Annotated in this window: 27 protein-coding genes; 19 read left to right on the top strand and 8 right to left on the bottom strand. The window is 43.3% G+C overall.

Features of this window, described 5'->3' with window-relative positions; genetic code table 11:
- The first annotated feature begins 23 nt into the window (after positions 1-23).
- From Q8M62_RS18930 to purU, 3 genes are read left to right on the top strand one after another with little or no spacing between them, the layout of a single operon-like run.
- Entirely contained in the window at positions 24-959 is a 936-nt protein-coding gene (locus Q8M62_RS18930; protein ID WP_304900274.1) for a DUF368 domain-containing protein, read from the top strand.
- The gene (locus Q8M62_RS18925; RefSeq protein WP_304900273.1) at positions 956-1,693 is read left to right on the top strand and encodes a shikimate dehydrogenase; all 738 of its coding nucleotides are present in this window, start codon (positions 956-958) and stop codon (positions 1,691-1,693) included. Before Q8M62_RS18930 ends, Q8M62_RS18925 begins: the two co-directional genes overlap by 4 nt.
- Positions 1,694-1,702: 9 nt before the next feature.
- Complete coding sequence (gene purU, locus Q8M62_RS18920; protein WP_304900272.1) at positions 1,703-2,557, top strand: formyltetrahydrofolate deformylase; 855 nt, start codon at positions 1,703-1,705, stop codon at positions 2,555-2,557.
- Here the strand turns inward: purU and alr are convergent.
- Positions 2,554-3,708 (bottom strand): alanine racemase, encoded by a 1,155-nt coding sequence (gene alr / locus Q8M62_RS18915; RefSeq protein WP_304900271.1) that lies wholly within the window; start codon positions 3,706-3,708, stop codon positions 2,554-2,556. The genes purU and alr overlap by 4 nt on opposite strands.
- Positions 3,709-3,794: 86 nt before the next feature.
- Here alr and Q8M62_RS18910 point away from each other — a divergent pair, with 86 nt between their 5' ends.
- Complete coding sequence (locus Q8M62_RS18910) at positions 3,795-4,376, top strand: DNA-3-methyladenine glycosylase I (protein WP_304900270.1); 582 nt, start codon at positions 3,795-3,797, stop codon at positions 4,374-4,376.
- Here the strand turns inward: Q8M62_RS18910 and Q8M62_RS18905 are convergent.
- The 3 genes from Q8M62_RS18905 to Q8M62_RS18895 all read right to left on the bottom strand — a co-directional run bounded on the left by Q8M62_RS18905 (position 4,373) and on the right by Q8M62_RS18895 (position 8,456).
- The gene (locus tag Q8M62_RS18905; protein WP_304900269.1) at positions 4,373-5,899 is read right to left on the bottom strand and encodes a sodium:proton antiporter; all 1,527 of its coding nucleotides are present in this window, start codon (positions 5,897-5,899) and stop codon (positions 4,373-4,375) included. The two genes, Q8M62_RS18910 and Q8M62_RS18905, sit on opposite strands and share 4 nt — an antisense overlap.
- Positions 5,900-6,080: 181 nt before the next feature.
- Entirely contained in the window at positions 6,081-7,307 is a 1,227-nt protein-coding gene (locus Q8M62_RS18900; RefSeq protein ID WP_304900268.1) for a Glu/Leu/Phe/Val dehydrogenase dimerization domain-containing protein, read from the bottom strand.
- 75 nt (positions 7,308-7,382) lie between these two features.
- A complete protein-coding gene (locus Q8M62_RS18895; protein WP_304900267.1) occupies positions 7,383-8,456 on the bottom strand; it encodes an anhydro-N-acetylmuramic acid kinase in 1,074 nt (357 codons plus the stop codon).
- Between the two features lie 91 nt (positions 8,457-8,547).
- Between Q8M62_RS18895 and Q8M62_RS18890 the strand changes: the two genes are divergently transcribed.
- From Q8M62_RS18890 to Q8M62_RS18840, 11 genes are all read left to right on the top strand, one after another.
- The gene (locus Q8M62_RS18890; RefSeq protein WP_304900266.1) at positions 8,548-9,264 is read left to right on the top strand and encodes a type III pantothenate kinase; all 717 of its coding nucleotides are present in this window, start codon (positions 8,548-8,550) and stop codon (positions 9,262-9,264) included.
- Positions 9,254-10,537, top strand: coding sequence for a hypothetical protein (locus tag Q8M62_RS18885; protein WP_304900265.1), 1,284 nt, complete (start codon positions 9,254-9,256; stop codon positions 10,535-10,537). The genes Q8M62_RS18890 and Q8M62_RS18885 overlap by 11 nt, the downstream gene beginning before the upstream one ends.
- Before the next feature lie 99 nt (positions 10,538-10,636).
- Positions 10,637-11,941, top strand: a complete 1,305-nt coding sequence (locus Q8M62_RS18880; RefSeq protein ID WP_304900264.1) for a hypothetical protein — start codon at positions 10,637-10,639, stop codon at positions 11,939-11,941.
- A 90-nt stretch (positions 11,942-12,031) separates the two neighbouring features.
- Positions 12,032-12,574 carry an LPS export ABC transporter periplasmic protein LptC gene (gene lptC / locus Q8M62_RS18875; RefSeq protein WP_304900263.1) on the top strand — a complete coding sequence of 181 codons (543 nt, stop codon included), beginning with the start codon at positions 12,032-12,034 and terminating at the stop codon, positions 12,572-12,574.
- A gap of 117 nt (positions 12,575-12,691) precedes the next feature.
- Positions 12,692-12,901, top strand: coding sequence for a hypothetical protein (locus tag Q8M62_RS18870; RefSeq protein WP_304900262.1), 210 nt, complete (start codon positions 12,692-12,694; stop codon positions 12,899-12,901).
- 2 nt (positions 12,902-12,903) lie between these two features.
- A complete protein-coding gene (locus Q8M62_RS18865; protein ID WP_304900261.1) occupies positions 12,904-14,187 on the top strand; it encodes a hemolysin family protein in 1,284 nt (427 codons plus the stop codon).
- Positions 14,188-14,272: 85 nt separating this feature from the next.
- Positions 14,273-16,381: a SurA N-terminal domain-containing protein gene (locus Q8M62_RS18860; protein ID WP_304900260.1), complete on the top strand. Its 2,109-nt coding sequence runs from the start codon at positions 14,273-14,275 to the stop codon at positions 16,379-16,381.
- An 86-nt stretch (positions 16,382-16,467) separates the two neighbouring features.
- The gene (locus tag Q8M62_RS18855; protein WP_304900259.1) at positions 16,468-16,734 is read left to right on the top strand and encodes a DUF493 domain-containing protein; all 267 of its coding nucleotides are present in this window, start codon (positions 16,468-16,470) and stop codon (positions 16,732-16,734) included.
- A 12-nt stretch (positions 16,735-16,746) separates the two neighbouring features.
- Positions 16,747-16,974, top strand: coding sequence for a 4a-hydroxytetrahydrobiopterin dehydratase (locus Q8M62_RS18850; RefSeq protein ID WP_304900258.1), 228 nt, complete (start codon positions 16,747-16,749; stop codon positions 16,972-16,974).
- Between the two features lie 2 nt (positions 16,975-16,976).
- Positions 16,977-17,690 (top strand): 16S rRNA (cytidine(1402)-2'-O)-methyltransferase, encoded by a 714-nt coding sequence (gene rsmI, locus Q8M62_RS18845; RefSeq protein WP_304900257.1) that lies wholly within the window; start codon positions 16,977-16,979, stop codon positions 17,688-17,690.
- Between the two features lie 94 nt (positions 17,691-17,784).
- Positions 17,785-18,588: an inositol monophosphatase family protein gene (locus tag Q8M62_RS18840; protein WP_304900256.1), complete on the top strand. Its 804-nt coding sequence runs from the start codon at positions 17,785-17,787 to the stop codon at positions 18,586-18,588.
- Here the strand turns inward: Q8M62_RS18840 and Q8M62_RS18835 are convergent, their stop codons facing one another.
- Complete coding sequence (locus tag Q8M62_RS18835; RefSeq protein ID WP_304900255.1) at positions 18,589-19,497, bottom strand: AEC family transporter; 909 nt, start codon at positions 19,495-19,497, stop codon at positions 18,589-18,591.
- 105 nt (positions 19,498-19,602) lie between these two features.
- On the opposite strand from Q8M62_RS18835, the gene Q8M62_RS18830 reads away from it, so the two are divergent.
- Positions 19,603-19,830, top strand: coding sequence for a hypothetical protein (locus tag Q8M62_RS18830; RefSeq protein ID WP_092727954.1), 228 nt, complete (start codon positions 19,603-19,605; stop codon positions 19,828-19,830).
- Here the strand turns inward: Q8M62_RS18830 and Q8M62_RS18825 are convergent.
- Complete coding sequence (locus Q8M62_RS18825; RefSeq protein WP_304900254.1) at positions 19,827-20,201, bottom strand: UDP-glucuronosyltransferase; 375 nt, start codon at positions 20,199-20,201, stop codon at positions 19,827-19,829. The two genes, Q8M62_RS18830 and Q8M62_RS18825, sit on opposite strands and share 4 nt — an antisense overlap.
- Before the next feature lie 297 nt (positions 20,202-20,498).
- On the opposite strand from Q8M62_RS18825, the gene glyA reads away from it, so the two are divergent.
- From glyA to rpiB, 3 genes are read left to right on the top strand one after another with little or no spacing between them, the layout of a single operon-like run.
- Positions 20,499-21,767, top strand: coding sequence for a serine hydroxymethyltransferase (gene glyA / locus Q8M62_RS18820; RefSeq protein WP_304900253.1), 1,269 nt, complete (start codon positions 20,499-20,501; stop codon positions 21,765-21,767).
- A 16-nt stretch (positions 21,768-21,783) separates the two neighbouring features.
- Entirely contained in the window at positions 21,784-22,641 is an 858-nt protein-coding gene (gene tatC / locus Q8M62_RS18815; RefSeq protein WP_304900252.1) for a twin-arginine translocase subunit TatC, read from the top strand.
- A 3-nt stretch (positions 22,642-22,644) separates the two neighbouring features.
- Entirely contained in the window at positions 22,645-23,082 is a 438-nt protein-coding gene (gene rpiB / locus Q8M62_RS18810; RefSeq protein ID WP_304900251.1) for a ribose 5-phosphate isomerase B, read from the top strand.
- Between the two features lie 227 nt (positions 23,083-23,309).
- Here the strand turns inward: rpiB and Q8M62_RS18805 are convergent, their stop codons facing one another.
- A complete protein-coding gene (locus Q8M62_RS18805; protein ID WP_304900250.1) occupies positions 23,310-24,944 on the bottom strand; it encodes a S8 family peptidase in 1,635 nt (544 codons plus the stop codon).
- 86 nt (positions 24,945-25,030) lie between these two features.
- Positions 25,031-26,422, bottom strand: a complete 1,392-nt coding sequence (locus Q8M62_RS18800; protein WP_304900249.1) for a hypothetical protein — start codon at positions 26,420-26,422, stop codon at positions 25,031-25,033.
- Positions 26,423-26,490: the final 68 nt, after the last annotated feature.

Raw genomic sequence — 26,490 nt, 5'->3', positions numbered from 1 at the left:
GCTGGAAGACAAATGCCAAACACATGACCTCTATCAAAAAATACATCCTGACCTATTTCAAGGGTATGGCAATGGGAGCTGCTGATATCGTACCGGGCGTATCTGGAGGGTCTATTGCGCTGATTGCAGGGATTTATCAAGAATTGCTCAACAGTATCAATTCGTTTACGCTGGAAAACGGCAAGCTTTTGTTCGGGGGCGAGGTAAAAAGGTTCTATAAGTCAGTAAACGGCTCTTTTTTGTTGAGTCTCCTTTTAGGGATTCTATCCAGCATTTTTTTACTGTCGCGACTGATTACATTTTTGATGAGCAATCATCCGATCCCTTTATGGTCTTTTTTTACCGGGTTGATTCTGGTAAGTGCTTTTATGATTTTAAAGGAAATCAAACGATGGCACATGGGAGTAATTCTGGCAGTTGTGATAGGTACTGGCATCGCTTGGTGGGTGACTAATCTGCCTCCAACCACTACACCGGAAGCTTTGTGGTTTACTTTTATTGCTGGCTCCATAGCCATTTGTGCCATGATTTTACCCGGAATAAGCGGAAGTTTTATTTTGCTTATCCTTGGGCAGTACGAGGGAATTCTTCAGGCAGTCACCGAGCGTAATTTTCTCAAACTTTTTGTTTTTGCGGGCGGGTGTATCGTTGGAATTTTGTCGTTTAGCAGGCTTGTTGCCTGGCTTTTGAGAAAATATCATTCAGCCACAATTGGCTTACTCTCGGGGTTTATGCTGGGTTCGGTCAATGAACTTTGGCCCTGGAAGATCGTCACCGCATGGCGGACTTCCTCAAGTGGGGAAGAGAAACCTTTCCTGACAGACAACATCCTTCCCGGAAGCTATTTGGAGCAAGTGGGTGAGCAACCACAAATTCTAGCGGCTGTACTTGCCTTTGTTTTTGGAATCGGATTGGTACTGTTTATCGAATGGCTGGCAACCAAACTTTTGAAATCATGAGAAAATTCGGTCTGATCGGATATCCCTTAACCCATTCGTTTTCAAAGAAATACTTTTCAGCAAAGTTTGAAAAGGAAAGAATCTGGAATTGTGAGTTTGAGCTTTATGAAATCCCTCAGATAGCTGATTTTGAAAAAGTGCTTTCTGAAAATCCCGAAATGGAGGGAATGTCAGTGACCATTCCTTACAAGCAGGAAGTTATTCCGTTTTTGAATGAATTGGATTCGGCCTGTGAATTAATCGGAGCCGTCAATTGCATCCAAATCCGAAACGGCTACCGAAAAGGATTCAATACCGATTACATTGGCTTCAAGAATTCTCTTAAGAATTGGCTTGGAAAAGAGATTCCAAGGGCTTTGGTCTTGGGAACTGGGGGTGCTTCCAAAGCTGTAAAAGTGGCTTTGAAGGATCTGGGAGTTAGTTTTTTGGCGGTTTCAAGAAATCCTGCCGAAAACCAAATCACCTATGCTGATTTGAAAAGCAATTCTGATTTTATGATCAATTTTCCCTTGATCATCAATACTACGCCACTTGGGACTTTTCCCAAAACAGAAGAAATGCCTGAAATTCCGGTGGAAATGCTTACTGAATCTCATCGGGTCTATGATTTGGTATATAATCCTGCCGAAACCACCCTGATGAAGGCCTGCATCGAAAGAGGAGGAAAGGCTAAAAACGGAATGGATATGCTTGTCCTTCAGGCAGAAGCTGCTTGGACGATCTGGAATTCCTAATTGTAACTTATGAACAAGGCAATTTTACTCATCCAATGTCCCGACCAAAAGGGGATTGTATCGGAAGTGTCCCGATTTTTATATTCCTACAACGGCAACATTCTGGAAGTGGATCAGCACGTGGATGAGGAAATGGGGATGTTTTTCATGCGGGCGGCATGGGAGTTAGATTCTTTTTCTTTGAAAAAAGACGAAATAGCTTCTCGTTTTGAAGTAGAAATCGGGAAGAAATTCCAAATGGAGTTCAAACTTCATTTCAATTTTCCAAAGCCAAGAATGGCAGTTTTTGTGAGCAAACTTTCCCATTGTTTATTCGATATTCTGGGAAGACATCATGCCGGACAGCTTGAAGTGGATATCCCTTTGGTGATTTCCAATCATTCGGATTTGAAACCCATCGTGGAGGCTTTTGGGATTCCTTTTTTTTACATCCCGGTAAATGCCTCGAACAAAGACACTGTGGAAGCGGAGCAATTGGCACTTTTGAAGGAACATCGGGTGGATTTCATCGTTTTGGCGCGGTACATGCAGATTGTTTCAGCAGAGTTTATCCGACATTTTCCGAATCGGATCATCAATATTCACCATTCCTTTTTGCCGGCATTTGTGGGAGCAAGACCCTATCATGCTGCGTATGAAAGAGGCGTAAAGATCATTGGAGCAACAGCACATTATGTGACCGAGGAGCTCGATGCGGGGCCGATTATCGAGCAGGAAGTGGCTCGGGTGCGGCATCACAATACGATACCGGAATTGGTGCAAATCGGGCAGGACGTGGAGAAAGTGACACTCTCCAAAGCAATCAAATATCATCTGGATCGCAAAGTTCTGACTTTCAAAAACAAGACGATTATCTTCTATTAATCCCTGATTTTTCTCGGGATTTGGGCAGGTAACCTGGTCAGCATTTCGTAGTTGATCAGATCGGAAGTTTCGGCAAATGAAGCGACAGTGATTTCATTTTCTCCTTGGTATCCGATCAAAATCACTTCGTCTCCGGGGCTTGTCTTGGCCAAATGACTTACATCCACGGCGACAGCATTCATATTTACCGTGCCGATGACAGGACAGTATTGACCTGAAATAAGGACTTTGCCATTATTGCTGAGATTGCGGCCATATCCGTGAGAATAGCCTACGGGAAGTATCGCCAAAGTCATGTCCTGACTTGCCTGAAAACTTTTTCCATACCCCACAAATTCTCCGGATTCCACTTTTTTGAGACTCATGATTTGTGTTTTCCACGTTAAAAGGCGCTTGAGCGGATTGCGATTTTCCAAAGGACGTTGATCCTTTAGTAGGTTAAATGTCTCCCGGGTTGGCCAAAATCCATAGCCCGTGATTCCGACACGGACCAGATCCATGTGAGTCTCGGGAAAAAGTAAAGTTGCTGCAGAACAGGCCGTATGTAATCGTTCAAACTGGATCTGGTTTTCAGTGAAGAATTGGTGAAATTCCTTAAAACGCCCGATTTGACTCCTTATCCGGATGTGATTTTGAGCACTTTCTGCTCCGGCATAGTGTGTACAAAGCCCTTTCAATTCGAGAGCCGACTCGTTGTTTTGAAGAATTTCCAGGAGTTTTTTCCTGTCCGCCCACTCAAATCCGGTCCGGTGAAATCCGGTTTCTACTTCGACATGGATTTGAGCTTTTAGTCCTAAGGTTTTTGCCGTCTCGATGGCATGCTCCAAGCGCTCAAAATCAAATACAAAGAACTGAATCTCACGCCGGATTAGATCGGGGATTTCCTCCGGATGGAGCATACCCATAATCATGATTTCGTTCTTTTGGGAGCTGCTTTCCAAAACTTCCCAAGCTTCATCGGAACTGAAAGTGCTGAAATGATGGATCCCGGCCTTTTCAGCGATAGGTACCATTTGCGCTATTCCGTGACCATAGGCATTCCCTTTGACTACGGAAGAGATTGTCGGCCCAGTGCCGATTCGTGAACGGATAAATTCGATATTTTGAAAGTAGGCACTGGTGCTGATTTCCAAGCAGGACGTATGAAGCATTTTTTAAAGTCTTATTGTGGCAAAATTTAAACCCTTAAGGATTCTTAACCCAATTCTTGACTATTTTTAAGGAAATCAAGATATCTATGTCTGCCACAGAACAAAAATCCCGCTGCCCTTGGTGCCTTGGATTCCCGGAATATGTCAGCTATCACGATACCGAATGGGGTGTACCTGTCTACGATGACCGGATCCATTTCGAGTTTTTAGTTTTGGAGAGCGCCCAAGCCGGACTGAGTTGGGCGACAATTTTGAAGAAAAGAGCGGGATACCGTAGGGCCTTTGCAGATTTTGATTACCAAGTGGTAGCAGAATTTCCGGAGAGCTATGTACAGGAATTACTTCAGGATTCGGGGATTATTCGAAACGTGCTGAAAATCCGGGCAGCCATAACCAATGCTCAACGATTTATGGAAATTCAAAAGGAATTTGGGAGCTTTTCAAACTACATCTGGGGATTTGTCGGAGGAAAACCCATTCAGAATTCGCTTCGAACCATGGGCGAAGCTTTGGCCACCACTCCTGAGTCTGACCGATTGGCCAAAGATCTCAAAAAACGCGGCTTCAAATTTTTGGGCAGCACCACCATCTATGCCCACATGCAGGCGACAGGATTGGTGAATGACCATTTGGTGGATTGCTTTCGATATTCTCAGGTCAAAACTTAAACGAAAGCAAAAAATACCAGCCAAATCAGAAACAGAATAGGCAGCAATATCGGGATGGTAAACCGGATCAGGTAGCCGAAGAATGATGGCATTTTTATCCCGTTTTGCTCGGCGATAGACTTCACCATAAAGTTTGGACCATTGCCGATGTAAGTCATCGCACCAAAGAAAACTGATGCAATAGCAATTGCCGCCAATTGGAAGGTGGTGTCCGAATCATTCATCGAATTGTTTGCAAATTCTCTTACTTCAGCGATACTGTTAATGTTAGCTCCTTCCGAAGCCATGGCTGCGGCAAGGAAATTAAGGTAAGTTGGTGCATTGTCCAACACGGCAGAAAGTGTGCCTGTGCCCCAATAGAGAGTATTAACAGTAATCAAAGAAGCTCCTTCGGGAGACTTTGCAAAATTCCCGACCAGCTCGAGTGCGGGCATCATCGTTCCAAAAATTCCGACGAAAATAAAGGCTACTTCTCGGATCGGTTCAAAATTGAAATCATTCCCCTTTAGGGCCTTTTGGTCCCCGAATTTATAAGAGAAAAAGGCCACCGAAAGCATGATGATTTCTCTGAGATATGAAAATTTTTGACCGTCATAGACGATCGCCGGCACACCATCGATCACATTTGGGTCCAGGAATACGGCACAGATAATAATAAAAAGCCAGCCGAAATTTTTAATTCCAATGAATGAAAATTTATTGGTGTAGGTTATTTCCTCGGTGTATTCATCTTCGTTTGCTTTACCCATCTTGCGGTCGACGAAGTAGAAAATCAGCGCTAACAATGACAACGCTAATACCCAAGCAGGCCAGTTGTGTTCCAAAGTCCAGAAGAAAGGGACTCCCTTTAGAAATCCCAAAAACAAGGGCGGATCTCCGATCGGGGTCAATGAACCACCCACATTACTTACCATCAGGATAAAAAACACCACATGGTAAGGCTGAATATTCCCTTTGTTGAGGCGGATAAAAGGCCTGATCAAAAGCATAGATGCACCGGTGGTACCGATCAGGTTGGAAACCAAAGCACCAATGAGCAATAAAGAAACGTTAGCCATAGGTGTGGCCTTCTTGTCAATCTCTATCAAAATGCCCCCCGAAGCCACATATAGGGATGCAAGCAACGCAATGAACTGGATGTACTCTGCCAAGGCATGAACTGGAGCGTGCACATTTCCAAGTACAAAAAGATAATAGAATACCACAAGGAGCGAAAATCCAACTGCGATTTTAGGATAATTGTGATGCCAAAAGTGCTCATAAAACAGGGGACCGGTGGCGATCATAAGGAGCAAAGTGACAAAAGGGATCACCAACCAAAGCGGAGCAATATGACTGTCATGATCTCCTTCCTCAGCCTGTATTTCTGAGGAGGAGCCTGCCAAATCAGCTTGAGAGGCGTCTGCTTGAGCAATAAGTTCCAAGCCATTTTCCTGAGAAAGTGCATAGGAATCTGTTGGTTCAATTAGGCCAAAAAATAATATTCCGAAAAGTATGGATAAACTTATAAGATATTTCTTCATTTGGTCGGTTTGGTATGCAGGGTCTTACTCTCCGGAAATTTAAGCAAATTTTAATGGGGTGCCGTAGCGAAATGCTGATTACTAAACTACAGATTTTGATCTAAACTGTCCAACTTTCAAAATGAACCCGAGCCGGAATTAATGAAAAATTAATTCCTAGCCCGGATCTTTAGCTATCCTTTTACACGAGTTGTGTCAAAGCTATTTTAAAGGAGGTTTGAGCCAGTTTATTTTTGGATGGGTTTTCGGAAAATGTCTTTTTCATCGCTTTCTTAATAGTTTTTGAAACATCGGAGAAAATGGCTTTATCGGTAACTTCTGCTCCGTCACTCATCAGATATGCAAAAACCCGGGCCATTCCACAATTGGCTATAAAGTCAGGAATGACAGCTATTTTCTCGTCTGCCCAGACTCCTATCGGACCAAAGAAAATTTCGGAGTCGGCAAAGGGGACATTAGCGCCACAGGAGATTACTTCCAAGCCCGCATTGACCATCCGGGAGACTTGATCCTGTGTCAGTAATCGTGAGGCTGCGGCAGGGATAAATATTTCACTTTTCAAATCCCAGATTTTCGAATTGATCTCTTCGAAAGGGATCAGGTTTTCGGAAACCAACTTGTTGCCATTTCTTTTGATGAATAGTTCCCGAATCTCGTCCAAATCAAATCCTTCTTCTTTGATCAGTCCTCCATCACGATCGATAATGCCAACGATTTTCACGCCTTCCACGGCGAGAAAACAGGCAGCGGCGGCTCCCACATTTCCCCAACCTTGAATAATCGCCCGCTTTTCGCGGATATCTCCTCCCCAAATTGAATAGAAATGGCAAACCGCCTCAGCTACTCCGTATCCGGTGATCATATCTGCCACGGTATATTTTTTTGATCCGTCGGGGGTGAAGTTTGGATCTTCCAATACTTTGGAAACACCTTGTCTTAACTGACCGATTTTTCGAATCTTTTGTGGTTCGTTGGCGTGAAAATGTCCATTGACAATACCTTCCTGTGGATGCCAAAGTCCATAGGCTTCCGTGATGGGGATGACTTCATGAATCTCGTCGACATTCAAATCGCCTCCGGTTCCATAATAATTTTTCAATAGTGGCATCACAGCTTTATACCAACGCTCCAATACGCCGGACTTCCGCGGGTCAGCCGGATCAAAGTTGATCCCTGACTTGGCACCGCCAATAGCAGGACCTGAGACAGTGAATTTTACTTCCATGGTTTTAGCCAAGGACTCTACCTCCCGCTTGTCGAGTCCTTTTCTCATTCGGGTCCCTCCACCGGCTGCCCCACCCCGAAGGGAATTGATCACTACCCAGCCCTCAGCTTCAGTTTCCGAGTCACTCCACTCAAATACGATTTCCGGTTTTTTGTTTTCAAATTTCTCTAGCAGATCCTGCATTCTTCTTTGGGTTTATATTAGGCCCCAAAAATAGAAAAAATACCACGCAGTCCTCACCGCCCAACGGATGATCGGTCAGCCGTAGAGGGTACCCCCGCAATTATCCTCAGAAGCACCTGTGACAGAAGCAAGACAGTTTATCTCTTTCCGCAGTCTTAAAACTCCCAAGAAAGCAAAAATCAATGCCTCTTTAAATTCAATCAGTTCGGAGTTTGCATCAATCTGAAGCCAGTTTTTCTTCAGGTAATGATCCAAACGCTCAATGAAATAGGTGTTGTAAGCCCCTCCGCCTGTGATCAAAACTGTGGGGGTATCTTTTTGAGAAAAGGATTTGATTACGGATGCGAGCTGAAATGCAAAATGCTCCACTAAAGTACTTAGTGTATCCTGTGGGCTAAGTCCGGATTTAGTAATCAAAGGGGAAAAATCCCGTTCCATATCTTCCCTACCAAGGGATTTTGCCGAGCTTTTATGGTAAAAAGGCAAGCGATTGAGTGCTTCAAAAAGTGTCAGATTGACTTCGCCTGATCGGGCGATTTCTCCCTCAGCATCATAGGATTTACCCAGTTTATTGGCGGCTGCATTCAGCAAAAGATTGAATGGACTGCAATCAAAGGCTATTCGGGCACCATTTTTTTGCATGGAGATATTTGATATCCCTCCCAGATTGATGCAGAAATCAACATGTGGGAAAAGTAATTGATCCCCGATCGGAACCAAAGGCGCACCCTGCCCACCCAATTGTACATCGAGCATTCTAAAATCGTTGATCACTTTTTGTCCGGAAGCTTGATGAAGCGCCCAGCCATTGCCGATTTGAAGACTGAGACCAGTGGCCGGTTGATGGAATACCGTATGTCCATGTGAGGCAACTGCAAGTGGCTTAATTTGAAACTGCCTGCAAAAATCCTTCACTTGGTTTCCCATCCATTTTCCAAAATCCACATCCAATTGGGCCAATTCAAGCGCGGGAAGAAGATGGGCTTTTGAAAGCTTTTCTCCCAAATCAGGCGGAAAAGGGATGGTAACTGCTTCCTCTATCTCAAAACTCCAATTTTCTACTAGCTCAAAATGAACGTAGGCCATATCCAATCCGTCTCCGGAGGTGCCGGACATCAATCCAATCAAATTGTAGCTGCTAGGGTTCATGGGTTAAAGATTGTTAAGTATGGATGCAGATCAAAGATAATTTTTGGCGATGAAAAGTCTCCCTTTTAATAATGTCTAATTTGCAGGGCTTATGAGAAATTTGGTCATAGACATAGGAAACTCCCGAATCAAATCTGCACTCTTTGAGGGAAATGAATTGATTGGGGACCACTCTTTTATAGACTTGGATTCCGCCCTGTCTTTTTGGAGGACCATGGAATTTGGGCCCTGTCTTGTCAGTTCGGTAAGCGTTAGCTCGGAGGAATTAGCTGAGAAAATCCCTTTTCCTTTCCATTTTCTAAGCTATAGTATGGTTTTACCCATTTTGAACGGGTATGCTACTCCTAAGACGCTGGGCTTAGACCGAATTGCAGCAGCTGTTGGAGCCTGGGACTTGGCCGGGAGAAAGCCTGTTTTAGCCATTGACTTGGGAAGTTGCATTACATTCGAATTTGTAGACGAACTGGCCATCTATAGAGGAGGGGCAATTAGCCCGGGTCTGCAAATGCGTGCCAAGGCAATGAATTCGTTTACAGCCCGACTTCCCTTGGTTGATTTAAATAAAAAGCCCGAAAATTTTACCGGAGATTCTACCATCACCTGTATGCAGGCGGGCATCTGGTATGGGGTGGAGTTTGAACTGACAGGCCAAATTGCGGCCTATCGTCTTAAAATTCCTGAAATTAAGGTATATATCTGCGGAGGTGATTCGGTTTCTTTTGAATCATTGGCAAAAGACCACATATTTGTAGTCCCAAATTTGGTCCTTCACGGACTGAATTCTATTCTAAACCACAATGTCGATTAAAAATTGGTTGAAGTCCTTGGGTGTGTTAAGCACTCTTTTATTGTTTTCAGAAGTCGGTGCGCAGACTAGCGCCTCCACTTACAGCGCATTAGGAATCGGAGAGTTCAATTATTCTGGCCTTACCCAAAATCAGGGTATGGGAGGAATGGGGATTAGCTATGGCACCGGCTGGCAGGTGAATAATGTCAATCCCGCCCTTACCACCCGAAATACCATTTTCAATTTTCAGGTAGCGCTTAATTACAAAAGTATCAATGTGGATAACGGTACTGAAAACTCCCAAGTCGATGGGGGTGGACTATCCTACCTGGCCTTATCTTTTCCGATCAAATCCGGAAAGTTTACCTCCGGTATGGGGCTAAGTCAAATCACCGGTGTCAATTATCGACTACGGGTGGAAAGTGCAGTAGACAATTCTGATTTAAAGGCGAATAATTTTTTGACAGGCGATGGAGGAATTTCTGAAACCTATCTCAATTTCGGATACCTGCTTGCCAAAAATCTTAGTATTGGGGTTCACGGATCTTATCTTTTCGGGTCTACCATCCGGTCAAATCAACTGCTCATCACAGATGATAAAGGAGTGGAAGTAGGAGCTCCTTCTGAGTATTATGAGAGACTGACTGTATCTGATGTAGGTTTCAAAGTTGGCATTCACTACCAATTGAAGACCTCTGAGAAAAGCAATCTACATTTTGGCGCCATTTATCAGAAATTTGGGGACGTTAATGGAACCGGATTTGCAAAACTAGCCGGAATTGGCCAAGCTAGCGACCCGAAAACAGACGGAGACCTGATCGCAAATAACATAAAGGGAAGTGTCTATATCCCCAATCGTCTCGGATTTGGGTTGACCTTTGAGAAAATGAATAAACTGGCGCTAACCCTCGAAGGACAATTCCAGGATTTTACAGAATATCGAAACTTCTTTGGAGACCCTTTGGATCTTCAGGCCACCAAAAAACTTGCTTTGGGATTCCAAATGGTGCCGGATTATCTGTCGTTTGACAACTTATTAAAAAGAGGAACATACCGCATAGGTCTGGAATGGATGCAAACTCCGTATTTCTTAAATCAAACCAATATTAACGATATCGGAATTTCGCTGGGATCATCGCTTTACCTCAATCAGCTATCCATGATGAATTTGGCGTTTAAAGTAGGACAAAGAGGAACCTTGGATGCTGGGTTGATTAGAGAAAACTATGTAAATTTCACGCTTGGTTTTTCTCTGAACGACAACAGCTGGTTTTACAAAAGAGTATTCGAATAACATAATTTAAGAAATCAAGGGAAAACAAGGCCCAATACTTGTAATATCAATAGTATAATAGGAATCAAACCAAAGAAACCGAATAAAACCTTACTGAATATGAAAATTAAATCAACACTTCTGGTAATGGGGGCCATGCTGCTCTCCGGGTTGGTTCAAGCACAGGATGGCTGGAACTGGCCTGCCGATCCTGCACAGGAAGCAAAAGCAAGAGAGCTCAATGCTGCCTACACTGACTACATGAAGTCTGAGCAGTTTGTGGAAGCTACCAAGCCGCTGCATTGGCTGCTTGTAAATACTCCTGAATTAAATGAGTCCATTTATATCAATGGTACTGCGATTTATAAGGGAGCGGCCGATAAGACAGCCGATGCCGCGCAGAAGTTGGTTTATCAGGATAGTGTGATGGCTCTTTACGAAAAAAGAGGAAAGATTTACAATAACGAGGCAAAGTGGATCGAAAACAAAGCCTATTATGGCTATGTTTTTTTCAAAGGAGACAAAACCAGAATTCCGGCGGTAGTTGCGGATTTTGAAAAAGCCATTGAACTAAACGGAACCATAAGTAATCATCAGCTGGTTGCCGCTTATTTCGATTTGGTTTATCGAAACAATGCGTATAATAAAGCCTACACCGGAGAGCAAGTTCTTGCCATCTATGATAAAGCGAATGCGTTGTTGGATGAGGCAGCTGCACAAGGAACAGATGTTACCTCTTCAAAATCGACTCTTGAGACGATCTTGGTCAACATGGAATTGATCGACTGTAATTTCATCGAAAATACCATGGGGCCAAAGTTGAAGGCTGATCCAACCAACGAAGAACTGGCCAATCAAATCTTCAAGTATTCTGTACAGTACAAGTGTTATTCTTCCAATTCATTTATGGCGGCCTTGGAGTTTATTGACTCCAAAAACCCAACCTTTGCGACCTCCCAGGTAAGAGCAATGAAATACATGTCTGCCGGGGAATTTGACAAAGCTGAGCCGGTCCTGATGAAAGCCATTACTTTGGCTGAAAACAACAAGCAGAAGGGGGAAATCCAATTTGAATTGGCTAAAATCTATACTAGAGCTGGGAAAAAGTCTCAGGCTAGAACTGCTGCAAGAGAAGCAGCAGCTTTGGACCCGGAATTGACAGCTTCAGCTTATTCGTTAATTGGGGATTTGTATATGTCTTCCAGTAATGATTGTAGAGGTGGTGAAAGCAGAGCAAAAGACCAGTCAATTTTTATTGCAGCTTACGGGGCATACCAAAAAGCCGGAGATTCAAAAGGCATGGGAGAAGCTAGGGCTAGATTCCCTTCCAAAGAAGAATTGTTCACCGAAGGCTTTCAGCCCGGTGCAAGTATTAGCACGGGATGCTGGATAGGTGAGACAGTAACGTTAGCTACGAGAGATTAATTTTCACAATTCAATTATATAAAGGCAGTCTTTGGGCTGCCTTTTTTCGTTAGCCCGATTTTAAGACTATTCACTTATCTTTGAATTGTAATGAGGTATCGCTTTTTCTTTCGATTGATCCTTTTGGGATCATTTTTGATTTCCTGCCGGGAAAGTGTAGACCTGGATGAATTGATGGTCTATGATGGGCCTATCAACTCGGCAACAAACATTTTTTTGGTTCATAGTGATTCGGCAATTGTGCGATCTGAGATCACCGCTGCAAAAAATTTACAGTTTTTGAATGGCAATGAAGAATTCCCTGAGGGGATTGAAATTAAATTCTTCACCAAAGACGGCCAACTCGAAACCACTATGCGGGCAGATCGCGGATATTATTTGAAAAATGAAAACCTGTATCGCGGGGAAGGCAATGTGCAGATAAAAAACCTGCTGAAAGACCAAAGCCTGCAATCAGAGGAAATCTTTTGGAATCAGGCAGAAAAGAAAATTTACACTGAAAAGTTTGTGACTATTCAGGACAAACAAACGCTCTTTAATGGCACTGGAATGGAAGCGGACGACAGTTTTTCTGTTTACAGTCTGAAAGAAGTACGGGATAGCCGAACCCTCTTACCCGGAGAAGGAATATGAAATCGAGCATGCCCCCTGCGGTGTCACACAGAGGAATGATTATCCCTCAAGCGAAGATTCTCCCGAAGAAAAATCGGGACAGGCTATGTGGCCTTTTAAAAAACAAATTATAAACAGATGAAACTTGGAGATGTATTGATCCTTTCCTTGGCTTTAGCCTTAAGTATAATTGGAATTCATCAAAGTATGACTGTAGGAATAGGTGGCTCCTACTTTATATTTATGTTTGCAGCAGCCTTGTTATTTTGGTTTCAACTGCGACGAAACAAAGTGCTGGCTGCTGAAAAAGGGACACCGCCAAAACCAAAACAAAAGAAGAAACGCTGAGCATGGACACTACTTATCTATTATATGTCATTGTGACGTTGATTTTTTCCGCGTTCTTCTCCGGAATGGAGATTGCCTACATATCTGCCAATAAACTACAGATTGAACTTCAGAATAAACAGGGACTTCTTAGCGGCAAGGTGCTAAGCCAATTTGTGCAGAAGCCCGGTCAATTTATCGGAACAACCTTGATTGGTAACACGATCATGCTCGTTCTCTACGGTATTTTTATGGCGTTTTTGCTGGACCAACCCATCCGAAATCTGCTTCCGGAATCCTTGAATAATGAGGCGGTTATTTTGCTTTCTCAGACTGTGATCTCAACCTTTGTGGTGCTGATTACTGGAGAATTTCTCCCGAAAAGCTTCTTCATGCTGAATCCCAATAGCCTGCTTTCACTGTTTGCTCTGCCATTTTTTGGGATTTATTACCTCATGTATCCCATAGTCTGGTTGATTGTCAGCCTATCGAGAGTGTTCATCACCAAGGTCCTTCGATTGGAATACAATGAAGAAAAGCCCGTCTTTAAAGTGACTGATCTAAACGCCTTTATCAAGGAGCATTTCCGTCAGGCCAATTCCAACCATAAAAAAATGGAGATCGACTCCAAGATTTTTGATAATGCCATTGAGTTTAAGACGGTCCGAATCAGAGAATGCATGATACCACGGACAGATATCGTAGCAGTAGAGGTAGATGACAGCATCGGGGAGCTAAAGAAGGTATTCGAGGAAAGCGGGCATTCCAAAATAATCGTCTATCGCGAAACCATCGATGAAGTGATCGGTTATTGCCATCAGCTGGAGCTTTTTCGAAAGCCGAAGACAATTGAGGAAATTCTGACTCCGATTATCATCGCCCCGGAGTCTGCACTCGCAAACGAACTCCTGATCCAGTTTATCCAAGAGCGTAAAAGCCTCGCTTTGGTGGTGGATGAGTTTGGAGGTACCAGCGGAATAGTTTCAATGGAAGATATTATTGAAGAAATTTTTGGAGAAATCGACGACGAATATGACAACGATGAATTGATCCAACAGAAAATCAGCGAAGATGAATACTTGCTGAGCGCCCGTCATGAAATTGACTACCTCAACGATAAATACGGGTGGGATTTGCCCTATGGAGACTTTGAGACCCTGTCAGGGCTGATTTTATCGCTCACGGAGAATCTTCCCAACAAAGGAGATACTGTCGTTTTCGAACGATATACGTTCACGATTATGACCAAGCTCGCCCACCGGATCGAGACTGTACGACTGAAAATCAACGAATCATCCAATGCATAGCTCAGACTTTGTTCTGAGTTAAATTTTGAATTTCGCCCCTAATGCTATTATTTTGCGACACTTCTAAAAAGCGTAGTACTATAAAATGGCGTTAATTAAACAAATTAGACAGCGGACAGGACTCATGATCGGTGTAATTGCCGGCGGGTTGATTCTATTCCTTCTCGGTGGTGACCTTTTGAGCCCAAATTCCAGTCTGCTCAGTTCCAATAAAAATATTGTTGGTGAAATAGCAGGAGAAGATATCACGCTTGAAGAGTATTCACTCAAGGTGGAAGAATTCAAAGGGATGTTTCAACAACGTACCGGCAGGATACCTTCCGAACCTGAAATGGTCTCAGTACGAGAGCAGGCTTGGCAAGCCATGATCGTGGAGCGAGTATTTGACGAGGAATACCAGAAGCTCGGCCTGACAGTGTCAAGTGCCGAATTGGTGGACATGGTCCAGGGAAAAAATATCGTGCCTGAGCTGAGAGCTCAGCTGGTAAATCCGCAGACCGGCCAATTTGACAAAAATCAACTGATCGCTTTCCTACAGTCTTTAGAGACGGCAGACCCTGCGCAGCAGGCTGGATGGGCGCAACAGGAGCAACTCTTTGCCCAGGCAAGACTGCGGATCAAGTACGATAACTTATTGGCAACGTCTGAATATTTCACCACTGCGGAAGCGAAGCTGGAGCATAAAGCGGCAAACACCATTGCAGATGCTTCCATTCTTTACATTCCATACTATGTGATTCCAGATGGAGACGTCAAAATCGAGGAAAAAGAGTTGACTGCCTATTTAAGCAAAAATCAGGATAAGTTTCGGGTAGGTAATACTGCCAATATCGAATATGTATCTTTTAGTATTTTGCCGAGTGGACAGGATTCATTGGAAGTCATTTCCAGAATGAATGAATTGTCTGAGGAGCTTAAGACCTCAGAAAATGATTCGGCTTTTGTGAGTCGAAATTCAGAGATTCAAAATCCATTTATCACCTTCAGACCGGGGGACATGCTTCCGACCAGCCTCACAACCAATGTTGCTGAACCGGTAAAAGGACAGGCTTATGGGCCTTATGTAACGGCCAACTCTACCTATGTGACTTATAAGGTTACAGACCAATATGAAGGTACTCCGAGAATGAGAGCTTCTCATATTCTCTTTGGCACTGAAGGAATGGACGATGCTGGCAAAGCTGCTGTAAAATCTCAAGCAGAAGGAGTCTTGGCAGACATCAAAGCAAATGGGAATTTTGCGCAAGCAGCCAGTCAATATGGACAAGATGGTACCGCACAAAACGGTGGTGACTTGGGTTGGTTTGCCAAAGCAGATTTTGTTGAGCCTTTTGCCAATGCTGCATACGCTGCTAAATCAAAAGGCTTATTGCCAAATGTGGTAGAGACAGAATATGGCTACCATATCATCGAAGTGACTGAGCTTCCTAATTCAAGCTATACCAAATTGGCTGTTTTAGAGTTGGAATTGGGTGCCTCCGATGCAACCAGAAATGAAGCATTCAGAAATGCGGATTCCTTTGCTGCGGAAAGTGGTAACAGAAATGAATTCACTGCGAATGCCACTGACAAAGGATACCGAATCCTTCAGGCTAATAATATTGATGCAACTTCCAGAAACCTTAACAACCTGCAAAATGCCCGTGAAGTAATCATTTGGGTTTTTGGAGAAGGCGCACCAGGCAAAGTCTCCAAGGTTTTTGAACTGGACAATTCCTACGTGGTTGCTTCTGTGGTGAGTAAAAAAGAGGAAGGCAAAGCAAAGCTTGAAGACGTAAGAGAGCAAGTGGAGCAGCAAGTTAGAAATGAAAAGAAAGCAGCAATGATCGCTGAAAAGTTGGCTGGAAAGACCACATTGGAAGAAATGAAGGCAGTCTTTGCCGATGGTGCAATCAATGATATTCCTGATTTGAGGCTGAGTGCTTCCGTGATTCCCGGAGTTGGTTTTGCTCCAAAAGCGATAGGATCTATCTTTGGGCTCAAAGCGTCAGGTCAACTTACCAAGCCTGTTCAGGAAGATATCGGAATATTGGTAGGAAGATTGAATAACCTCACTCCTTCCACTGAGATTGGCGATTACACCTCCTATCAGGCTCAGATGAGTCAGTCAGGTTCACAGCGAATGACCTATCAGATCATGATGGCCTTGCAGGATTTGGCTGATGTGAAAGACTACAGATACAAATTTTATTAAAATAACCTAGCAAAAGGAACCCATGTCGCAAGGCATGGGTTTTTTTGTTTAAGATCACTTCTGAAAAGAAAAAAGTAAGTTTGAGTATGGATAGCAAGTTTAACAAAGCAGCATTCAAGGATAAATTAGAATCTGCGGGTCAGTTTCCCATGTTATATATGTTCAAGTTCATTGTGCCAAACGGAAAAGAAACTGAAATTGGCCTTCTATTTCCGAAAAATGAAATAGCTCTTAAACCAAGCTCAGGAGGAAAATACGTCAGTGCAACAATCAAAGCAATGATGGACAGTGCGGATCAGATTATTGAAATCTATGAGAAAGCCTCATCGATCGAAGGAGTAATTTCACTTTAAAAAATTAAAGCTATGTGGGTTGAGAAAAATAACAAATTGACAAAGTCATTCAAGTTTTCTGATTTTCAGGAAGCGTTTGCATTTATGACGCGTGTCGCATTTTTGGCGGAAAAGCACAACCATCACCCGAATTGGTCTAACGTGTATAATACCGTGGATATCGAATTGACCACACATGATAAGGGTAACACCGTGACCGAAAAAGACCGTAAATTGGCCAAAGCAATCGACGAAATTTAGGAATGAGTGATTCTCCCATCAGTCTTTATCTTGTGCCAACTCCGATTGGCAATCTGAAGGACATTACCTTACGTGCAATTGAAGTACTGAAGTCTGTGGATGTAATTCTTGCAGAAGATACTCGGACGAGTGGAATCCTGCTCAAACACCTCGATATCTCCAAACCGCTTCAGAGCTACCATATTTTCAATGAGCATAAAGCCGCCGAAAAATTGGTGGAGCGGATGAAGCGTGGGGAAATTTTTGCCTTGGTCAGTGACGCAGGAACTCCGGCAATATCAGACCCCGGGTTTTTACTGGTAAGAGCGGTTCTTGCTTCGGGTTTGGACGTGCAATGCCTCCCCGGCCCAACAGCCTTCGTTCCTGCCTTGGTCAATAGTGGCCTTCCCAATGACCGATTCGTTTTTGAAGGATTTTTGCCACATAAAAAAGGGCGGAAAACCAGAATCGAATCGCTGATGGAAGAGACCCGAACGATCATCCTATATGAATCCACTCATCGACTGATGAAAACTTTGGAGCAACTTGCCGAGGCCTTTGGCCCAACTCGGCAAGGATGTGTATCAAGAGAATTGACCAAACTGCACGAAGAGAATGTGCGGGGAACTTTGGAAGAACTAATTGAGTACTATCAAACCCACCCGATCAAAGGTGAAATTGTTTTGGTGATTGCAGGGAAAAGCGAAAAACGGGAATCGCGCAATCAGACTACTTAATTTTCTACCGAAAAGCTTCATTTTAATTAATTAAATAATTAATTTTCACCTCAGTTTTAGTTCGGCTTCAAACATTAAATCACTACCAAAACGAATGATTACCCAAGAAAAGCTTACTCAATTAGTAGAACAAACTCAGGAAATAGCGAAAGAAGTTGGAGCATTTATAAGAAAGGAACGTCAGCACTTTAGTGTGGAAAAGGTGGAGCATAAAGGCTTCAATGATTTGGTTTCGTATGTGGATAAGGAAGCAGAGCGACAAATTGTAGATCGGTTGAGCTTGATCTTGCCTGAGGCAGGATTTATTACAGAGGAAGGCACCAATACTACCAAAGGAGAAGTATACAATTGGGTCATTGACCCTTTGGATGGGACTACTAATTTTATCCATAACATCCCTGTATTTGCGGTGAGTATTGCCTTGATGGAAAATGAAGACCTTATCCTTGGCGTGGTCTATGAGGTCAACCGACATGAGTGTTTTTATGCCATGAAAGGTGGAGGGGCTTATTGCAACGACACAAGAATCAAAGTAAGTACAGCCCCTGATCTTTCGGCTTCTCTTATTGCTACGGGTTTTCCCTATTACAACTTTGAGCTGATCGATAAGTATTTGGCTACCATGAAATCCCTCATGCAGAAAACGCATGGCCTGAGGAGACTTGGGTCGGCTGCAGTAGATCTTTGTTATGTGGCCTCAGGACGAACTGAGGGGTTTTTTGAGTACAACCTCAATTCCTATGATGTAGCTGCCGGAGCATTGATCGTGCAGGAGGCAGGAGGAATGGTGACTGATTTCGAAGGTGGAAATGATTTTGTGTTTGGCAGAAAAATCGTAGCGAGCAATGGTAAAATTCACGCTGATTTTCTGAAAGTACTAAATGAGTTTTGGGGCTAGTTAGCCCAAAAGAAAATACCAAATCAACAGGCTTATTGCCGAAATCGGCATACCCAATCCTGAAAGCAGCGTGGCAAGCCTTGGCTGAAGTCCAAACTGCATCGCAACGATTGATCCTGTGATCATAGGAGCCATGCCGCTTTCTAATACCGTTACTTTTAAGTCCAATGAATCTGCAGGTAGGAAATTCCGATAGATCATCCAAACTACGGCCGGAGCAAGTATAAGTCTGTACCCCAATCCGTACCAGAAAAACCGTGAGGCCAGTGAGCGCCTATCCACTGTGAACTTTAAACCAATCGCCAAGAGCGCCATTGGAGGCATCGTTTTCCCGATGAGTTGGAGAAGCGGAATGAGGAGTTCGGGAGTTTTTAGATTGAGGAAACTCATGATCAAGGTGCCGACAAGAAAACCAAATGGAGGAAATTTGAGGATTTTGAGAGGTACTTTTCGCAGGCTTTCGCTGTGATTTCCATATAGGGAACCCACCAAAATCGAAAGTGAGGAGACGATCAAAAAAGAACCTCCTTGATCAATCAGCAATGCAGTAGGTAATCCTGCTTTTCCGTATAGGCCTTCAATCACCGGAAATCCCAAAAATGATGTATTTGCCAATCCTGCTACGATGATCAGGCAGCCGGTGGTATTTCGGCCCCAGTTGTATCTTTTTCCAAGAAAGCCAAACAGCGCCCAAGAGCCGAAAAAAGTAAACCAAGCTGCAGAAATCGGAATGAGTAAGCCCCAGGAAGGTTTGATTTCGGGAATGTAGAGTAAGGCTAAGGCAGGCAAGACCATATTGATCAAATAGGCCTGAACCCACCTTGATGCAGTATTTCTCGGAAAACCTGGCGCTTTCTGAAGAAATAGACCTAAAAAAAGACTGCTAATTGCAAGGATTACCCCAATCATCCCCGAATATGTTGAAACTTATTTTTAATTAACATAGAAATAATTCTGATTTATTGTATGGTCTTGAATATCAGCATACTTTTGGCATGAATTAAACTATTCCGTATGACTAAATTGACACCTATTTTTATTGAAGGTAAAAAGTGGATACAACTTTCACAGCTCACGGTAGATCAAGCCCGCTCGCTTAAATCATTTATTCCGGTCAGTTACCTGAAGAATATTTTTTTTCAGGGAATAGAACTATGCGATTGTCTTGATTTTGATACCTACGAATATTGGTTTAAAAGCCAGCAAATGTCAGGGCATCGCCAGGCTTTGCTGGATTTCTAGTCCAAGCCAAAATTTTTTCGTTTTTCCACAAAATAGGTTTTGAGCTCCGGGTAAAACTCACTCTCAGCTTCTGGAATGCCGTCTAATACCAAGGCGATATTTCCTTCCATTGAATCCTGATTTACTTGCATTCCTTCGATCAGATAGATCAAATCTTCAAAAGAAAGAGGTTCCCAAGCACTACTCGGATAGAGTAGATACTCATTTCCATAAAAATCCACTGCTTCAAACTGGACTTTTCCTTCCAGTAAATGAGCATAGAGGGATATTTGCTCACCCCAGGTACTTTCGGGATAGTGGAGGCGCACCAGTAAGACAGAATTGGACTCTCCCTTAAAATATTTTTCAGGCTGATACTTGAAATCAAACATGAATTAAAATTACGATGTAAGATTCATGAAATGCACTTAGGCTTAGCGGTATTTTCATGACAATTACATTTTTCCGAGTTGTGTGAATTAAGCTTTCATCTTTTACAAAGATTCTAACCCTTTGAATATCAAGAGAATTGTGATACAATAACCAATTACTTTTCAACTTTATCTCTATACCACTTTTCAAGCGCTTTTTCACATTGGATTATAGGGACTTTCAGGTTATTTTTGGACTCGTTTTCAAAACTGACGGATTGCAGCCGACAGATATACCTTGCTTTCAAACCCCTGATTATGAAAAGAGATTCGCTTGTTTTCGACCTTATTGCTAGAGAAGAAGACAGACAAAAAAGAGGCATCGAACTGATTGCTTCCGAAAACTTTACAAGTAAACAAGTGATGGAGGCAGCTGGAAGCGTCCTGACCAATAAATATGCCGAGGGCTTGCCTGGTAAGCGCTATTATGGTGGCTGTGAAGTAGTAGATGAAATAGAGCAGCTTGCCATCGACCGTGCTAAGAAGTTATTTGGAGCGACTTGGGCTAATGTTCAGCCGCACTCCGGTGCTCAAGCTAATGCTGCAGTTTTTTTGGCTTGTCTGAAGGCAGGTGACCCGATTCTTGGATTTGACCTTTCTCATGGGGGACACCTTACCCATGGATCACCGGTTAACTTTTCTGGTAAATTATACCAGGCGAATTTTTATGGTGTAGAAGAAGAGACAGGCGTGATCGATTACGATAAAGTCGAAGAAAAGGCGCTAGAAGTAAAGCCCAAGATGTTGATCTGTGGAGCCTCGGCCTATTCCAGAGACTGGGACTACGAGAGGCTGAGAGAAATTGCCGACGAGGTTGGAGCAATTTTGCTTGCGGACATTTCCCACCCATCGGGATTGATCGCAAGGGGACTTTTGAATGATCCTTTGGAGTATTGTCATATAGTGACCACTACGACCCACAAAACCTTAAGAGGTCCAAGAGGGGGATTGATTTTGATGAGGGAAGACTTTGACAATCCTTGGGGACTGACTACGCCAAAGGGAGAAGTAAGAAAGATGTCCGCGTTGCTTGATATGGGGGTATTTCCGGGCACTCAGGGTGGACCTTTGGAGCATATTATTGCTGCAAAAGCGATAGCATTTGAAGAAGCACTCTCTGACGAATACATGCATTATGTCATTCAGGTGAAAAAGAATGCATCCATTATGGCAGAAGAGTTCGTAAGTCGTGGATACCAGATTATTTCTGGTGGGACAGACAATCACCTGATGCTAATAGACCTGAGAAATAAAGACCTGACGGGAAAGCTTGCTGAGGAAACACTCGGGAAAGTTGACATTACGATTAATAAAAACATGGTTCCATTCGATACCAAGTCGCCTTTTGTGACTTCGGGAATGCGGGTCGGGACCGCTGCTGTGACTACTCGGGGACTGAAAGAAGACGATATGCGAAAAATCGTCGGCTTGATCGACCGTGCTTTGAAGAGCCATTCGGACGAAGCGAGCCTTGCTAAAATCAAGGAAGAAGTCAATGCTTGGATGGTTCAATTTCCATTATACTAATTACTGAATAACCAAAGTGGCCCTAGATCAAGTTCAAGAGGAAGAGGAAGGAATGTCGTTTTTGGATCATTTGGAAGCTTTACGCTTTCATTTGCTCCGATCAGTGGCGGCAGTTCTGGTCTTTACCGTTATTGCCTTTTTGGCGAAAAGTATCGTGTTTGGAATCATTATTTTGGGACCCTCCAAAGTGGATTTCTTTACGTACAGGGTACTTTGTGACATAGCAAATTCGCTCAATGTGCCAGCACTTTGCATTGATGATCTACCATTCACAATCCAAAGCCGTCAAATGACTGGACAGTTTTCCATGCACATGACATCGAGCTTAGTGGTAGGATTTATTGTTGCTTTCCCCTATGTATTCTGGGAATTCTGGAGATTTATCAGTCCAGGATTGTATGACAAGGAGAAAAATGCAGCCCGCGGAGCCGTGTTTTTCGTAAGCTTCCTGTTTTTCCTGGGGGCGTCTTTTGGATATTACATTCTAGCGCCACTGTCAATCAACTTCCTATCAAACTATCAACTGGATCCTTCGATCTTAAATGAGTTTGACATTTCTTCCTACGTGACCACCTTGGTGATGCTGGTCTTGGCCTCGGCTATTATGTTTCAATTACCCGTTGTGATTTATTTCCTTTCGATGTCAGGATTAGTCACTTCCAAGATGTTGAAAGCCTATCGAAAGCACTCCATTGTGGTAATCTTGATTATTTCTGCCATCATTACTCCTCCGGATGTGATTTCCCAACTGCTCATTTCGATGCCAATTATGGTATTGTATGAAGTGGGGATTTCTATTGCAAAGCGGCTGGAGAAGAAAAGAGCATTAGTGGAAGCAGAATATCTGCGTAATCATCCTGAAGAAAATCAATAAACCATGAAGAAGAAAATTGCAATCGGAGGTGATCATGCCGGGTTTGACTACAAAGGCAAACTGATTGAGAAGCTTACCGCTCAGGGATATGAAGTGAAAGATTTCGGTCCCTTCTCTACTGATTCGGTTGACTATCCTGACTATGTCCACCCGCTTTGTCAAGCAATCGAGAGTGGTGGATTTGACTTGGGTATTGTGATTTGCGGAAGCGGAAATGGCGTAGCTATTACCGCAAATAAGCATCAGGGAATCCGTGCAGCGCTTTGTTGGAATGAGGACCTGGCAGCTTTGGCGCGTCAGCATAATGATGCTAACGTGATTGCGCTTCCGGCTCGATTTATATCCTATGAGCATGCGGAAAAACTGTCGGAGATCTTTCTGACTACCGACTTCGAAGGTGGCAGGCACCAAAATAGGGTAAATAAAATAGCCTGTAGCTAAAATGTTATCTTGACCAAAACGGCCTCCGAGATCACCTCGGAGGCCGTTTTGGTTTTATTTGAAATGTAAACTATGCAGATGCTGTAAGGGTCTGGATTTTTCCCACTTCCACAAGCCAATTTGGAAACCTGTTTCAAAGCGTCCTGTGGAGATTAATTTTTGGTGATTTTATGAAGTCATATTCTCACCCTATTATCCTTCATCCTCCTATCTGATTCCTCGTAATCTTACAACTTAGCCGTGCCGCGGGATACTTGATCCGCCAGAATGATTGCGTTGTAGAGATTGGCGATTTTTCCTGATTTGGATATTTCCAAAAACGATTTTTCCGTCCCATCAGGACCTCCAAGCTGCACTTTCACTTGTGGTGAAATTCCGGACTGCATGATGATCTTTTTTACCTGTACTGCAGAAAGCTGCGGATAGTAGGATCGGATCATAGCAGCTATTCCTGCCACAGCTGGTGCTGCCATGGATGTGCCTCCCTGGAATTCATAGTTGTTGTCAGGCATGGTCGAATAGATTCCGTCTCCCGGAGCGAAGACGTCTACGTTTTGTTTTCCATAGTTTGAAAAAGTGGCAATCATCGAGGTGCCAAAATTGGAAGTAAGCGCACCGACCGTGATTACATTTTCTACAAACTCGGGGTAATTTTGAAACTTATGGTCATTCGGGAAGTTTTTGTTTTCAGGATCATCCAGGTCTTTTCCGTCATTACCGGCAGCATGAACGAAAAGGACATCCTTGGACGCGGCATATTCCAAAGCCTCGTATACCCATTCTGCATTTGGGGAAAAACTCTTACCAAAACTGGCGTTGATTACTTTAGCTCCATTGTCCACAGAATAACGAATAGCCAAGGCCACGTCTTTGTCATATTCATCTCCGTCAGGAACAGTCCTGAGGCTCATAATGGATACATTTTTTGCTACACCGTTGACACCTTTTTTATTGTCTCGGGTGGCAGCGATGATCCCTGCGACGTGCGTCCCATGGCTTTCGTCTTTGTTTCGGATAGTGGGGTTGCCATTTCCGTATTTTTTGTCATTTATATCATAGGGATTGTCCCCCACAGGCTTTCTTCCATCGAAGGCCACATTGAGGTGGTATTCTACCTGACCTTTGTAATAATTTATTCCTTCATTCAGATCAGCCAAAGCAGCAGGAATATCCTGTCCCATACCCATTACCTGCATTAAAATTCCCACTTGCTGTTCTTCCTGAGGGCTTTTTGGCTGATATTTTTCAAGCTCGGACATGGAATAATATTCTTTCCCCAGTTGTTTTTGGATATTCTGATGAGCCATACTTACAAATTGCTCAATCTGCACAAGCTGGGGAAGTCCTGCCTGCGCTTCAGGAAGTTTGGATTCCAAGGCAGCTCTTGCCTCTGCCTGATAGGCTTCATCTCCGATTTTGAGGCGGATGATTCGGGCGATTTCCAATTGTTCATGGTAAGATTCCCCGAGGAAATTATACCCGTGCACATCGTCTATATAGCCGTTTCCGTCGTTGTCAATGCCGTCACCGGGTATTTCTCCTTTATTTACCCAAAGGACATCCCGGATATCCTCATGATTCAGATCGATACCCGAGTCGATGACTCCAACGATGACAGTCTGGCCTTTTCGCTTTTTCAAAAGCTCGGCATAGGCCCGATTTACACTCATCCCCGGAACAGTGTCTTTGATCAAATCCAGATGACCCCAACGTTGAGTATCTGATTCGGACAATTCGGAGATCCTTTCAGTGGTATTTGTGTAGCTAATTGGAAGTGCGGTAATCACAGCAGAAGTGCTGCAACCCATGGCGATCAAGCCGATACTCAGGCCAGCCAGTGATTTAGACAGGGATTTAATCATTTGTAAATTTAAGTCCTAAATGGATAATTAAGCATTCAACCCATGTTAAAAAGGGTGAAACCTACAGGGAGTACATGAATGAACTATTACTTCAACCGGAAAACACCCGGCTGAGTTTCGGTGTAAAGACTTTTGAGCGCAGGAAGTTCATTCAGGAGGTTTTTGAACATCCCGGATGGGTCGATGACTACTTGGGGCTTTTGTGTAGTTAGATTTTGAAAAATCTTGGCCTTTTGTTCCAGTGTTTTTTCAGATTCCAAAAACGCCTTTGTGAGATTATAGTTTAGGAATGGTCCCCCAAGAGGATTTCCAAGGTAAGGGGAAGAGTCTTTGGACATGACCATAATTTTTTCCCCGGGATTGATTTGATACTCAGCCTTCGATCTCACAAAATAGGTTGATTCAGATTTTAATTCTTGTTGCCAAAACCACCAGCCTGCGATAGGAAGTCCAAAAAGAAGGATTAAAAACGCCAGTTTTCCGATCACACTTTTACTTGTATTCAGAAAAAACTGAGTGATCAGAAAGGTCAAACCCGGGATAAAAATTAACAGCTGATAGGTTGCTTGCCGTTTGATCAGGAAAAATTCTGCCAGCGAAAAAATCATCCATAGAATGATCATTTGACGCTGTTTTTGTTGATTGATCGTTGAGCCGCGCAGGACTGCACTGTAGAAATACCCCACTAAAGCCAGTAACAAAGGGAAGGCTCCCAACACAGCCCAAATCACCAAAGATTGATAATTGTACTTTTCATAGGTGAAAATCAGCGGCCAGATCTGAAACGCCTCGGTCAGCCCATTATTCCAAAAGTAAAACATCATCACCAGTAGAATCGGTAGGAAGAACCCAATCAGTGATAAAAGAAGCTGTCGGATAGAAAACCCACTGATGGCAATCCCCATGAAAATCATATAGGGAAGGAATATCCCAAAATTCAAATGAAATCCGGTGGCTATACCACCATAAATCCCGATCAATAGGGTCGATTCACTCGTCTCTTTTTGTAGGACTGTTTGAGAAAAAAGCTGTCCAATAGCCAAAACCAAAAATGTACTTCCCAACAAGGCTGGGGATAATGCCGCCATATCAAAGGAGAGGTGAAATAGCGCAGCCATAATGATCGCGGGCAAGTAGGTGTTTTCTTCAAATACCCGGTAGCGGATCAAAACGGTATTCCAATAGATGATCTGAAATAGCACCAGCATTCGGCCGATTAGCTCGTATGCAAATTGGTTTCGCCCAAAAAGGAAATCTATGAACGTGAAGAACCCGGCCGACAAAGGCCCTGTATCATCGATGATATCCTGATAAAGGAAAAATCCGTCACTTAATCTCTCCCCCAAAACCATATAGATCAATTGGGGTTCCGTAAGAGGGAAAGAGAAAAACCCAAGCATTACTATTGCGAGTAAAATCAGGTAGATCGCTACACTGATGAGTCTAAAAGGATCGTTTACTTTGAAAAAACTTAACAAGGTTTCTGCTTTGGATTGTGTTGGATTGGGTCGAAATTAAAGCTTGCCCAAGTATTTCGCTAAATTTG

This window comes from Algoriphagus sp. (assembly GCF_030694375.1).
Classification (GTDB): Bacteria; Bacteroidota; Bacteroidia; order Cytophagales; family Cyclobacteriaceae; genus Algoriphagus.
This window is presented reverse-complemented; position numbering and strand designations above follow the sequence as displayed.